Source organism: Ruegeria sp. A5 (genome assembly GCF_056543005.1).
Genome location: NZ_JBQGAV010000015.1, coordinates 18,947 through 32,038, shown reverse-complemented (window position 1 = coordinate 32,038; position 13,092 = coordinate 18,947). Strand labels below are relative to the sequence as shown.

Here is a 13,092-nt window from a genome sequence, read left to right as displayed (position 1 = left end):
CCGCGTTCGGCGTATAGGTGACCGTGTTGTCGCCGTTGATCACCACCGTGCCGTTGGACGGCGTGCTTGTCGCCGTGACCGTCAGCGTGTCGCCATTGGCATCGCTGTCATTGGCCAGAACATTCAGCACAACCGCGGTATCCGCATCGGTCTCAGCACTGTCGTCCACGGCAACCGGCGCCGTGTTGCCGCTGATGTTCCCATCCTCGGCCACAATCGGATCCGCGGTGCTCTCGAAATAGTCCGCCTCGGCCACATATCCCGGCGCGCCGCCGCTGCTGTTCGACATCAGGCCCACGGCGCTCACCGTGATCGCGGCGGTGAAGCTGCGCGACACCGTCCAGTTCGTGCCGTCCTCAGACAGCTCGAACGTCCACCTGTCATCCTCCCGCGTCAGCCGCATATACGGCATCGGCGTCGTGCCCAGAGAAACGTTGAACTTCGTGCGCGTATCGCCATTGGTGGTAACACCACCATAGGCGTACAGCGCCGAGCCGTTGGAGTAGATGTCGAACCGGATCCAGTTGCCGGCATCCTGCTCAACCAGAAAGCCCTGCCCCTGATACTGTTCGGTCGGCGAGGTCAGCCAGCGCGCCGCCAGCTGAAAATCCTCATCCGCAGCCGATTGCATCAGCCGCGCGCCGTTGTTGGTATCATAAGGGTTGAAATCGCCCGCAGGCGTTTCCAGCCGAACAAAGGCCTCGGACCCGGACACACCCGACGCTACCGTCGCACCGGAAGGTGCCGTAAATGTCCACACATTGGGGTCAAGCATACCCGACGCAAAATCGTCCGACTGAAAGGTCACATAGCCCCCCACGAACTGTAAAACAGTTTCCTAGTTAACAAACCGCAGCAAAAATTCGCCACAAAATCGCCGTTAACCCTACAAGGTCTTACGCACCTTGCCAAGGTGTGGCTTTCTCCTCGCGAGAATTTCATCAATTGCTCCAACGATGCTACGATAATCTGTCAATTGATCACAATTGAGCAACGATAGTCTTTCGGCTTTTGCGGAACTGGAAAGTAACAGGCTCGCTATACTTCAGGATTAAGGGTTTGCAGCGGAAAGGGCGGGCGGCGGGCCTTCTAATCCCCTTGGCTTGATGCGCTTCCAAGGCGATTCGTGCGCCACCTCAGATGGTTGTTTTTAAGTGCTTTTCTTCAAAATTAGGCGATGGCAAAGGCACTTAGGATACTCTTAGAAGCTGTTTTAGGTGACAAAGGAGAACCACACCGATGAAGACCATCCCCCTCGGGACGCTTTCCGAGGCCATGTGTTTTCACACCCTTCGCGAGGATGCGACAAACGCATTCGAATTCGCTTCTTAAGCGGCATAGGTCCGCGCTGCATTGACCCGGCGGGCGGGACCCAAAATGTGGCAAAATTATGGCACCTTTGAGGCCTGCCCTATGAAGCCCGGCGGGCTGCCACAACATAGTAGCCACCTGCGCCGAAGCGGAGCGCCAGAAACTCCGCTCTTGCCGAAGCAAAGGTAAACCTACGCCTGCGCGATCCCTTGAAGCGGAATATCTTGCCGAGAAGGAAATCGGGAACGCCCCAGATAAAGCCGTGACGAGCAAGGATGCGTGACGACGGCAGAATCTTCTGCGTCCAGTCCTCGATCCCGATCGAGCCAAAACCAACATCCGCCATTGCCGCCTTGAAGCGTTCAATCGTCGTCAGTTTGAAGCCGCTGTAACCCCGGCCCCACTGATCCAGGATGCGCTTTTCCAGCCTGCCTGGATTATCTTTCATGTGAAAGTGATCTGCCACTATCAGACGCCCGCCGGGCTTGAGAAGGCGGTAGGCTTCGCGCAAAAAATCGCGCTTATCATCAAGCCAGGTAACGCTTTCGATCGCGAGAATGACATCGAAGGATTCGTCTTCGAAATCCATATCCGTAAAGTCCATTACTTCAAATTGCACCTGATCTTGAAGCGCGGCTTCTTTGGCAGCGACCCGCGCTGTCGAGCACTCGCGCTCCTCAATGGTAACTCCTACTGCTTTGCAGCCGAATTCCCTGGAGAAATAAATGCAGGTGGAACCAAGCCCACATCCTGCGTCAAGAAGGCGATCGGTCGGTTTCACATCCGCGATGCGGCCAATCTGAACATTGGTCTGCTCAAGAGCTTCCTGGAGCGTATCTACCCCATCCCAGCACCCTTTTCGCAAAGCTCCGGATTCCGAAACGTTCCATCCCGCAATTTCTAACGCCCCGCGGTTCATGTAGTCAGATATGCGCTTTCGAAGGCTCTTCGTCTGCACTGCACTTACTCCCTTTCAATGGCACCTTCAAATTGCGTATTAAACCAGGCCGCGTTGAGCCAGGTTCGGTGCCCGGATCAAGAGATTCGAACGACAAGCGGATGGTCGCCAATCTCAAGAAATCGGGATTCCAAACCTAGAATGCCATACTCAGTTTTCTGGCGTAGAATCCCTCAGCCAAATGTTCCGGGGCATTGCACTCAAGCCCGCGCAGGCGCATCAAACCCCTGAATGTCAAATCGTCAAACCAATGTTTGCCGACCTGCGACCTGAAACATGACATGAGATTTTCGATCTTCCGATCCGTGTCGGAAACGGTCGCAGGTACAAAAAAATTCGGAGCGCCGAGATCTCCATCCCATTTCGGAATTTCATATTCCAGAATAGCGTTGTTACGAAACGTATTCCACGTCGCCTGAGAAACCGCGCGATGATCCTGATGCAAATCTTGACCATAATGCGTGAGTATCAGATCGGGGTTCAGCGGCTTCAGATCTTCGAGTAAAGTCTTGAGCTCACTGATCTGGCCCGGAAAATGGCCGTCCTGAAACTGTTCGACCCGAATGTCAGGTTTGCCCGCGCCTTCCAGAAACCTGCCTGCGCTTTTGGTCGCTTCCTCTCTTCGAGCTCCGCTTGCCGAACATACAACCCAGACCACTTGGGCATCCGGATTCTCACGAATGAGCTTCAGCACCGTTGCGCCCGCTCCGATTTCAATATCGTCACTATGCGCACCAATGCAGAGAATGGTTTTGAGATTACTAAACCGGACACCCTGCATGTCTAGTCGGCGCTCCAAACCTGCCAGGGCGTGTCACCGGCGGCCACCTTGTCGTCAAGCGCCTGCTTTTCCTTGAATGTGTCCATACAGGTCCAGAACCCCTGATGTTGATGGGCAAAAAGCCTTTGCTCCTTGACCAGACGCTCGAACCCTTCGATGACAAGTTCTTCGCCTTCATGGAGTTTGTCGAAAATCTCTGGGCGCAATACGAAGTAGCCGCCATTCATCCACATTCCCGAGTCTTTGACATCAGAAATTCTCGAGATCAGACCTTCTTCACCGAACGATACAAGATGGAACGAATAAGGTGGCTTCACGCAGCTGAACCCGGCAACGGCATCGGTTTTCGAAAAACCCTCGATCATGGTGTTCAAATCCATGTTCGTCAGCGTATCCGCGTAATTGGCAAGGAACATTTCCTCGCCCTCCAGATGCTCACGCACCCTAAGAAGCCGTCCACCGATATTCGTGTTCTGACCCGTGTCCACGAAGGTGATGCGCCAGTCGCTGATATCGTTCCCGAGCATCTCGACCTTCTTGCCGCTCTGCTCCAGAACGAAATCGTTCGTAAGACATTCATCATAGTCGAGGAAGAATTTCTTGATGGTCTCGCCCTTGTAGCCAAGGCACAGGATAAAATCCGTGTGCCCAAAGGCGGCGTAATAGCGCATGATGTGCCACAAAATTGGGCGACCACCGACCGGGACAAGTGGCTTCGGAATCTGGTCTGAATAATCTCTCAGCCGGGTGCCCTGGCCACCGCAGAATAAAACCACCTTCATTTGCCGTCTCCGTTCATATCAACTGCTCAGGGCTAGACGCACTCGGGTGTTTCCAGGCTCAGCGTTTCGACCTTGGGCACGAAACGAACGATTTTGGCGCCCCAATCCGCAGTGTAAGAAAGTTGCTGCGAAATTTCCTCGGAAAAGTTCCACGGCAAAATGACGATAACGTCAGGCTTCGTCTCTGATATCTTTTCCGTCGGGAAAATCGGGATGCGCGAACCTGGTAGAAACCTTCCGTGTTTGTAGGGATTGCGATCGACGGTATACGCGATCATGTCCGGTTTGATCCCGCAATAGTTCAGGAACGTGTTCCCCTTTCCCGGAGCACCATAGGCCACCACCTGCTTTCCCGCGCGGTTGGCATCAATGAGAAACTCAAGCGCAGCGCGCTTTGTTTCGCGCACCTGTTCAGAGAAAGCGGCATACGTTTCAATCCGGTCCATACCCGCCGCCAATTCACGCCGTTCGAAATCGCGCAGGCGATTTGTTACGGGCTTGCTATCGTCTTCAACGTGGCATCCGAAGATGCGCAGCGACCCGCCGTGGGTGGGTACCTCTTCGACGTCGAAAAGCGTTATTCCGTGATGGGCGAAAATGCGCTTTGCAGCCAACAAGGAAAAATAACAGTAGTGTTCATGATAGACCTGATCGAATTGATTTCCCTCCATTGTCGCCAATAGATGAGGGAACTCAATGGTCATGACCGCACCCGGACGCATCATGATCTTCAATCCTGCGACAAAATCGTTCAGGTCGGGCACCTGTGCCAAAACGTTCTTGCCAAGAATGAGATCGGCATCGCGCCCCTGTTCAGCAAATCGCCTTGCCGTTTCGGTGCCGAAAAATTCGACCTCCGTCGGTACGCCCCTTTCTATGGCGACCTTTGCAACATTCGAGGCGGGCTCGATGCCGTAGCATGGAACGCCCATCTTCACGAAATGCTGTAGGAGATAGCCGTCATTGCTGGCCACTTCCACAACCTGGCTTTTTGCGTTCAACCCAAAGCGATTTTGCATATCCAGGCAGTAAGTCCGGGCATGTTCCACCCAACTGTCTGCGAATGAAGAGAAATACGCGTACTCGGTAAAAATATGTTCGGCTGGAACAAACTCGTCCACCTGCGCAAGAAAACACTCGTGGCACACGAATGCATGAAGCGGATAGACCGGCTCCATCTTGGAATAATCGCCGGCCTCTACAAAGCTCTCACAAAGCGGCGACATACCCAAATCGACAAGGGTATGTTCAAGCTGAGTTCCGCAAAAACGGCAAGGAAACGAACCAATAGGATCACTCATGAAAACCACTATATCTGAAACAAATAATCACGCCTCAATTAGTACAGGAGCGATGCCCAATCGCGCAAGCGACATTTCAACTTCGCTACGGTAGATGCGATTCATCAGTATGATCGTATCTGGCGGGTCGTCAACAATGTCTTCGGCAGACACAATTTGTTGCCCTGTGCCCGACAGATACTTGCCCTGCTTGAACGGGTTGATGTCGACGACCTGTCGAATCAAATCGTGATCCTGCATCATATTCAGGAAACCCACAGCCTTTGCGCCGCCGCCCCAGATCGCAACTGACTTGCCCTCTTTTTTCCACAACTCCAATTGCTCAGACCATTTGTCGCGCCGATCCTTTTGGCCAAGCGCGAAATCGCGCACCTGAGACCGCAGCGCCACGAGGTCCAGATCAGTCCGGGCGCTGCTGATACCGGTGGGTCTGGCGCGGGCCTCTATGGACAGGAACTGGCGTTCATAAGGTTGCTCGACCCGCAAAACGTCAAACCCGCATTCGGTGAAAACACGGGCAAGCGAGGCCGGAGAAAAATATGAACAATGCTCGTAGATGATATCCCAGGTCGATCCCTGACGAACAATCAGATCAAGATTGGGAACCTCAAAATAGATCGTGGTGCGCGAAGGGTCCGAGATCGACCGGTGGATCATGTCCAGGAAAGCCTTCGGCTCGGGAATATGTTCGAAAACAAAACGCGACGCCAGCAGGTCGGCCTGAAGCTCAGCGTGTTTCTCGGAATAGTAATCGTTGCTCCAGGTGATCCGGTCGTATCCCGGGGAGTTGGGTCTGTCACCGTCGAATGACGGATCAAAACCGTATCCGCGGTTCTCTCCCTCCGCACATAGCATACTCAGAAAATCACCCTTGCCGCAGCCGATATCGACGACGGTTTTCCGGTTCAGCGAATAGGTCTCTATCAGCCGCTCGACAAGCGTTTGGGAATAGGTCTGAAAGGTTGGCGAGAAGTGCAGGGAATTGTCATACTTCTGATCGTAGTCCAGCAATTTTGGATCAAAGCGGATGTTCCAGACAAATCCACAATCAGGACAAAAGGCAAGAGAGATATCTCCCTTCCTGCATCCCCTTGCAGACGCGGCGTCCTCCCAAAGGACACCGATCAGGACAGGCTGGCTCTCAAGTTCAAAGAAAACTTCGCCGGATGTACCGGTGCACACAGGACAAGGTGGAACAGAGATCATGTCAGAACCTTTTCGAAAGACCTGTCGTTGACAGTACATATCTCTGGTTCAAGACCAAGGCGAAGCAGGTCGGCGGCAATTTCGTTTCGATAAATCGGGTTCATTACAATCACTATATCAGGTGAGAACTCGGATAAGTCGGCCGGGCTAACAATCGGCATAGTACATCCCGGCATGTAGGCCCCGCGCCGACTTGGGTTTATGTCGACGACACAGACAACGTTCTGTGGCACTCCAAGGGCTGTCAAAAATCCAACGGCTTTGGAACCGGACCCCCAAAGGGCGATGCGCTTTCCGGTTTTTTGCCAGGTTTCAAAGAGATCTTTCCACGAGGCTATCCTGCCGGTGACCTCTGTGGTGAATTGCGCGATCAGCTTGGCCGTCTTGGCGTCGCTTTCTGCGTCGCGCGTCGGCGGACCCGGGGTACCCTCGGCCGGGGCGGCGTCAAGCAGCAGGTATTGGTTCTGATAAACCTGCTCGACTTTCAGAACACTGAAACCAGCCAAAGAGAACGCGGCGGACAAGGACGCTACGGTGAAATACGACGCGTGTTCATAGTAAATGTCCCAGAAAGCCCCTTCTTCCAGGATGCGCTGCAGATCGGGTACTTCGAACCCAAGCCGAACCGACCCGCCGGAACAGGCATTTCTCACCATCCGGAGAAACCTTGAGATTTCGCCGATATGTTCGAGCGTATGCCTGCACACGATAAAGTCAGCATCAACCGCACCGTGCTCCGGCGCGAAATACTCCGGACGGATATCGATCTTGTCGGCAAGCCCGTCCGCCCGGCTCGGTCGGAAGGCCGGATCGTAACCCGTCCCTCGACCACCGGATTTCGAACAGATGAGTTGCAGGAAATCGCCCCCACCGCAGCCAATCTCAAGAATATGGCGACCGGCAAGATCATACCGGTCCACCCAATCCTGGGCTACGCCCTCTACAAAGGCGGCAAAGGTCTGCGAATGACCTTGCGAATCCTCATATCCCTCGCCGTATGAGACAAGGTCCGGATCAAACTCTGCGTTGAAGGCAAGGCCACAAGCCGGGCACCAATGCAGCACCATATTTCCGGACGGGAAAGAACCCGCTGTTTCCGCATCCCGCACCAAAACCGTACTTTGGACAGGAATGTTTTCGAAACGGAACAGGGCGTCGATTCTCTCGGCTTCGCCGCACGACGGGCAAACGGAGGATTTCCCTGCAACCCCTCCGCTCCCGGCAACCGTGTTCATCTGTCAAATTGCCTGTGAACGGGGCTTGCTCCAGAAAAGCTCTCCATCCAACGCACCCTCCGCAAGATGACCTTTCAGAGACTTGAGGCGGATGAACTTGTCCCCCTCGAAGTCGTTTAGTTTCAGGTCGCTTTCACGGTACGAGCGCAAGAGCTCCTCGATCCCCGCCGGCACCGTCCAAACGGGCTCGAAGCCAGGCAGATCGTTTTCCGCCTTGGAGAAGTCGACGCGGTAACACCGCGTGTCCGGCCCACCACCGGGTTCGTAGACGATGCGACTGTCCGGCACGATCTGTGCCACGAACTCGGCGACATCCTTGACCTGATAGTTTTCTGACGACCGGCCAATATTGAAGGGTGTGTCATGAACTGTCTCGGTCGGTGCTTCGAGGGCCGCGACGACGGCCCGGCAGATGTCCTCGACGTGGACCAGCGGACGCCATGGCGTTCCATCGCTTTTGATCAGAACTTCGCCATTCAGATGGGCATAGCCGACCAAACTATTGACCATTAAGTCCGCCCTGAGTTTCGGCGATGCACCGTAAGCCGTCGCATTGCGCAGATAGACCGGAGAAAAATCACGGCTCGCAAGCTGGGAGAGGATCGCCTCGCTTCGGACCTTGGATTCACCATATGGCGTCACAGGGTTGAATTCAGCGCTTTCATCAAGAACGTCTTCTGGGCTCGCCGCCCCGTAAATCGAGCAAGAAGATGCAAACACAAATCTGGACACCCCTGCTTCCTTGGCGGCAAGCCCAAGGATCGATGTTGCATCGGCATTGATATCGTAAGTGCAGGCCGGGTTAATGTCACCCATCGGATCATTGGACAAGCCCGCCAGATGAACGACGGCGTCAATTCCACTGAAATCCGCCGCCGTGACGTTTCTGATGTCTTTCCGAATTATCCTGTCTGGTGGGGGCGCGTCCGAGAGCTCGCAATCCTCAAAGAAGAACGTGTCTAGACCTGTAACTTTGTGCCCTCTTTCCTTCAAAAACCCAACAAGCACGGCTCCAATATAGCCGTCGTGACCAGTAACGAGTACGTCCAAACCTAAAACCCTTGAACTAGAATCCTGCGCGTATAGTTGCACTCTTTATCTTCCGAGACAATAGGTGGCGAGGCTGCTGCTTCGGCACAATCAACCCTGTTTGCGGGCATGGGTCCGCAGCACTTCTCCTATCAGAGCCCGACAGGAACAGCGGCAAGCAGTGCCTCGGCCATGGGGTTCATCACATTGGCCGCGGGGTTGAGTTTGAAACACTCTTATTCTTGCATCAGGACTTCGCTGCAACCGGGGGCTCGAACTTTTGGAGCAAGGGCGATTCCACGTCCCCTGCCGTCGAAAACCCAAGACTAAGAATGAGCGTCGTGCCTAGGCGACCCCCAAGCTGATTCGGGCGATCCGGTATAGGTCACCCCGAGTCGGAAAAGACAAAGTTGCATGTACAACTGTTTCTTTCGATTCTCGGATGCCTGTCCACGCCAATACCGCCCTTCACGGCCATTTCTGTCTTCGAAATGCCACAAATATCTTAACCCCGGGAACACGTCCTCGGCGTCATCCGCGAAATTTCACCTGTTATATATGTCCAAGTGGCAACTTTCTGCTCGATAGCTGTCATAACCCTAATTCCTGTTGTGCCACGACACACCTTCGAACAGTCATAATCCTGCCTTCTAAGGGCGCAGATCTTGCCTTTGAGTTGCCCTATTCGATGGCTAACCTGATTTTGGAAAGTAAGCGGTACCTAGCTGCACTTGTGAAATTCGCAGCTCACTGAAGAACAAGGGATGAGGTCGAGCACCAGTTTCCCTAACTACCACTCAACGCTCGCAACGCGACTTTGGGGAGTCGCCAGCGAAAGGAACACTTATGACTGTCTACTATTCCTCCGACTTTGGCTGGAAAGCTGGTCAGAATGTCACGAGCCAGCTTGCTTCGCTGGTCGATAGCACGTTCAAGACCGGCGATACATTGGTACTTGACCACAAGTACGACCTGAACGCCGGAGCGCAGATACAACTGCCGGATTTCTTCACGCTTGCCGCCCGGAATGGCGGCGGCTTTGATATGCAAAACACATCGTCCACAGATCGCCCGATGATCCTGATGGGCGACGGTGGCACTCTGAACAACATCACGATCACCGCAAGCGGTGCTCCGACCAAAGCTTTCGAGGGCCTCAATCCCGTGCGCGGCGAACACTTTGATCCTGCGCGGGCAATCGGCATTCTGGGTGTCGATGACGTAACGATCAAAAACAGTTCGTTCTCTGGCAATATCGGCCAGTTTCTGAATGTCCACGACAGCGACAATCTGGTTGTACAGGAAACGCACTTTGACGGCGCACGCTCGCAGGTTTCTCTTGGTGGCGATGTGGCCGACGCCCTGTTCTACCGCAGCCATTTCGAAAACTCGGTTGGCGACGGCATCAAGACAATCTCGGGCAACATTCTCCGTCCGAAGGTAATAGAAAGCCTGTTCGAAGAGAACACGCGCGACGGTATCGATACCACTGGCGGCTTCAAGGATGGCCTGGTTAAGGACTCGGTTTTCTACGGCAATACCCATGCGATGGACATCAAGACGTTCATCTACGAGACCAGCGATCTAAGCCGCACGAATATCAACAGCAACATCCGGATCGAAGGTGGCTATGTCGGCGGAACAACCAGCGCATTCGTGACGTCCCACAAGGACTATACCGGCCAAGTAAACGCCGGGAATGCCGACAAGTATATCCCGAATGGAATTACCGTGACCGGCATGACATTCGAGGACATCGGTTACGCATTCCTTGTTAAGGACGGATATGACATCAACTGGTCGAATTTGACTTTCCAGAATGTTGGCACCGACGCGCGCATCATGAACATCAATGCGCCAAGTGGCTGGCATCGTCTGTCCGGTGACAATCAGGATATCGGAGGTGACTACACCACAGCACCGAGGCAGAACAAATCTGCCGACGAACTGTGGGGCTTTGAAGCAGGTGCCACCAACCAGCTTGATCTTGGCGGTGGATCAGCGCCTGATCCGACCCCAGCACCCGAACCGGCTCCCGAGCCCGCTCCCGAGCCGGCTCCCGAGCCCAGTCCTGAGCCCGCTCCGACACCTGCAGAACCAGGCAGCCTTCTGTTCGAAATCAACGGGGACCGGGAATTTGATGGGTCCAAGGGCTCCGTCATTCAGGTTGCCCCTGCGGCGAACACCAAAGTAGACAGCGCAACCATCGCGTTCACCTTCAATGCAGACGAGGTGAAGGGTAACCAGGGCCTCGTATCCAAGGATGCCTCTGGCTATGACGACGGCGACGGTCACTTCACCGCCTATCTGGATGGTGCCAGACTGAAGGTCCGGTTCCAGTCGGATTCAGGTGACAAGACTTTTGTCGTCAACAATATATCCGCAAATAAAGACTATGACGTCAAAGCCTCTTTCGGCGACGGAAAAGTCGCGCTTTGGGTTAACGGCAATCTTGTGGGAGAGGCCGCGTCGGATATGAGCTGGGCAGGGAACAACGAGTACCTGCAAGTTGGGGCCAACGGCTGGGCCAGCGGTTCCGGAAAAGCCGGGTTCAGCAATGTCTTCGACGGCACGATCTCGGATGTGACCGTGACCGAGGGCTTTGGAACCGTTCCCGGCGCACCTGGCGATTCCTCTGGATCCCTTCCCGAACCGGAACCAGTACCCGCACCCGACGCAACTCCTAAACCCGAACCTGCGCCGACACCCGAGCCGGAGGTCGATCTCGGTGAGCTGGGGAGCATACTGTTTGGACTGTCTGGCGACACCGAATTCAACGGCAGGAATACTTCCGTTGTCGAAGTGCAGCCCTCTGACAACCTGCAAACGGACAGCGCAACGATTTCGTTCACGTTCAACGCCGATACGGTAAGTGGCCGCAAGGGTCTTGTCTCAAGGGACGCGTCAGGAATGGATGCGGAAAACGGACACTTCACCAGCTACATCGAAAACGGAAAGCTCAAAATCCGTTTCCAGCAGGATGGTGATGAGCAGAACTTTGTGATCAATAACATCCAGGCCAACAAGGACTATGAGGTCACGGCAAGCTTTGGCGATGGAAAAGTCAGTGTTTGGCTCAACGACAAACTTGTCGCCGAAGGCAATCTGGACATGGACTGGAGCAGCAGCGACGAGTTCCTTCAGATTGGTGCCAACGGCTGGGCCAGCGAGGCCGGACAAGCAGGGTTCAGGGATGTGTTCGACGGAACGATCTCGGATGTTTACGTCTTTGATTCGGACCTGACACCACAACAAATTGACGACGTTTTCTTGTTCTAAGAAAAAAGTGCTGGCGGCTTCGGGCCGCCAGCACACTACCTGCTTCTTCAGGCGGCAGACGTAACCGAAGACCTGCCCCGTTACCGGCCTTTCCCGCGCAAAGTCAGAATTTTTAACGTATCCTGATAGGCTTGTATCACAAATCTCTCATCGTATTTCGCCTCGACCAGGGCACGCCCGGCTGCACCCATTTTTCTGCGACCTTCCGGTGTCGTTCGCGCAATAGCCAGCATGGCTTTAGACAGATCCTCGGTGTCCCTGGGATGAACCAGAAAGCCGCTGTCCCCATCCACCACAACGTTCCTGCATCCGGGTGTGTCTGTTGTAATGAGCGGACGCCCGCATGCTGCGCCTTCCAACAATGCCCGTGGAGTTCCCTCGCGATAGTAGCTGGGAAGAACAATGCAATCGGCCGCATGAAAATAGGGGATTACGTCCCGAACCGGGCCCACATAGTCGATTACCCCTTCCTCGACCCATTGCTGAACCTTTTCCTCAGGAACCACGGCTGCATTCGGGGCCTCGGCTCCTCCGATAATGCGGAACACAGCGTTCGGAGTTACCTTTCGCACGATACGGGCGGCTTGGACATACTCTCCGATCCCCTTGTCCCAAAGCAAGCGGGCCACCATCAGGAAGACCGGCGCATCCGCCAACCCCGAAACAGGCTGGTATTCAAAGCGCGTAAGATCAACACCGGACCCCGGCAACACCGCAGTGCGTTCGCCGGATACCACTTTGGCTGCAAGAAACTGTTCACGGTCTTCCATGTTCTGAAAGAAAACCACCGGCGACGTTCGAAAGGCAACCTTATAGAGTTTCCGGATTATCCTGCTCAGAACGGAATTATTGGAAAACACAGAACCGAGTCCGGTTATATTCGGGATAAGCGGGAGTCCAAGCGCGCGGGCAGCAAGCCCAAGGTAGACATTGTTCTTGATCGTATAGCTGAGAACGACGTCCGGGCGGGCCCGCTTTAGATGGCAATAGGCAGAAACAAGGGTGGCCAGTTCCCGCGGAGGCGAGGTTCCGCGCCGGTCCATCCTGAAATCAAGCAATTGACACCCGGTTGCCTTCAATTCCGAAGAATATTCATCGAAAGGGGCCAACAGGATGACCTCATGCCCGTCTTCGATCAGCTTCCGGATCAGGCCCATCCGAAAATTGACCAGATTGAACGATGTATTCGCCGAGATTAAGATTCTCATTC

General features: G+C 54.4%; 10 protein-coding genes. 1 reads left to right on the top strand and 9 read right to left on the bottom strand.

Annotation, left to right across the window (positions count from 1 at the left end):
* The 8 genes from ACR0AY_RS20765 to ACR0AY_RS20730 all read right to left on the bottom strand — a co-directional run.
* Positions 1-808, bottom strand: an 808-nt coding sequence (locus ACR0AY_RS20765; protein WP_480454544.1) for an Ig-like domain-containing protein, incomplete at its 3' end; no start/stop codon positions are given.
* Positions 809-1,411: 603 nt separating this feature from the next.
* Positions 1,412-2,230 (bottom strand): methyltransferase domain-containing protein, encoded by an 819-nt coding sequence (locus ACR0AY_RS20760; RefSeq protein ID WP_480454543.1) that lies wholly within the window; start codon positions 2,228-2,230, stop codon positions 1,412-1,414.
* Positions 2,231-2,405: 175 nt separating this feature from the next.
* Positions 2,406-3,050, bottom strand: coding sequence for a PIG-L deacetylase family protein (locus ACR0AY_RS20755; protein ID WP_170516147.1), 645 nt, complete (start codon positions 3,048-3,050; stop codon positions 2,406-2,408).
* A gap of 2 nt (positions 3,051-3,052) precedes the next feature.
* Complete coding sequence (locus ACR0AY_RS20750) at positions 3,053-3,832, bottom strand: sugar phosphate nucleotidyltransferase (protein WP_170516170.1); 780 nt, start codon at positions 3,830-3,832, stop codon at positions 3,053-3,055.
* 32 nt (positions 3,833-3,864) lie between these two features.
* The gene (locus tag ACR0AY_RS20745) at positions 3,865-5,133 is read right to left on the bottom strand and encodes a methyltransferase domain-containing protein (RefSeq protein ID WP_480454542.1); all 1,269 of its coding nucleotides are present in this window, start codon (positions 5,131-5,133) and stop codon (positions 3,865-3,867) included.
* Between the two features lie 27 nt (positions 5,134-5,160).
* A complete protein-coding gene (locus ACR0AY_RS20740) occupies positions 5,161-6,339 on the bottom strand; it encodes a class I SAM-dependent methyltransferase (protein WP_170516174.1) in 1,179 nt (392 codons plus the stop codon).
* Positions 6,336-7,574, bottom strand: coding sequence for a class I SAM-dependent methyltransferase (locus tag ACR0AY_RS20735; protein WP_170516176.1), 1,239 nt, complete (start codon positions 7,572-7,574; stop codon positions 6,336-6,338). Before ACR0AY_RS20735 ends, ACR0AY_RS20740 begins: the two co-directional genes overlap by 4 nt.
* A 3-nt stretch (positions 7,575-7,577) precedes the next feature.
* Positions 7,578-8,624 (bottom strand): NAD-dependent epimerase/dehydratase family protein, encoded by a 1,047-nt coding sequence (locus ACR0AY_RS20730; RefSeq protein WP_170516178.1) that lies wholly within the window; start codon positions 8,622-8,624, stop codon positions 7,578-7,580.
* A gap of 825 nt (positions 8,625-9,449) precedes the next feature.
* Between ACR0AY_RS20730 and ACR0AY_RS20725 the strand changes: the two genes are divergently transcribed.
* Positions 9,450-11,882 carry a LamG-like jellyroll fold domain-containing protein gene (locus ACR0AY_RS20725; RefSeq protein ID WP_170516180.1) on the top strand — a complete coding sequence of 811 codons (2,433 nt, stop codon included), beginning with the start codon at positions 9,450-9,452 and terminating at the stop codon, positions 11,880-11,882.
* Between the two features lie 80 nt (positions 11,883-11,962).
* Here the strand turns inward: ACR0AY_RS20725 and ACR0AY_RS20720 are convergent, their stop codons facing one another.
* On the bottom strand, positions 11,963-13,090 hold the full coding sequence (locus ACR0AY_RS20720) for a glycosyltransferase family 4 protein (protein ID WP_170516182.1): 1,128 nt from the start codon (positions 13,088-13,090) through the stop codon (positions 11,963-11,965).
* Positions 13,091-13,092 lie beyond the last annotated feature (2 nt).

What these genes read in the sequence shown, in the direction of transcription:
- ACR0AY_RS20760 (WP_480454543.1), bottom strand. Translation starts at nt 2,230, where the DNA reads ATGAACCGCGGGGCGTTAGAAATTGCGGGATGGAACGTTTCGGAATCC.
- ACR0AY_RS20735 (WP_170516176.1), bottom strand. Translation starts at nt 7,574, where the DNA reads ATGAACACGGTTGCCGGGAGCGGAGGGGTTGCAGGGAAATCCTCCGTT.
- ACR0AY_RS20740 (WP_170516174.1), bottom strand. Translation starts at nt 6,339, where the DNA reads ATGATCTCTGTTCCACCTTGTCCTGTGTGCACCGGTACATCCGGCGAA.
- ACR0AY_RS20755 (WP_170516147.1), bottom strand. Translation starts at nt 3,050, where the DNA reads ATGCAGGGTGTCCGGTTTAGTAATCTCAAAACCATTCTCTGCATTGGT.
- ACR0AY_RS20745 (WP_480454542.1), bottom strand. Translation starts at nt 5,133, where the DNA reads ATGAGTGATCCTATTGGTTCGTTTCCTTGCCGTTTTTGCGGAACTCAG.
- ACR0AY_RS20720 (WP_170516182.1), bottom strand. Translation starts at nt 13,090, where the DNA reads ATGAGAATCTTAATCTCGGCGAATACATCGTTCAATCTGGTCAATTTT.
- ACR0AY_RS20725 (WP_170516180.1), top strand. Translation starts at nt 9,450, where the DNA reads ATGACTGTCTACTATTCCTCCGACTTTGGCTGGAAAGCTGGTCAGAAT.
- ACR0AY_RS20750 (WP_170516170.1), bottom strand. Translation starts at nt 3,832, where the DNA reads ATGAAGGTGGTTTTATTCTGCGGTGGCCAGGGCACCCGGCTGAGAGAT.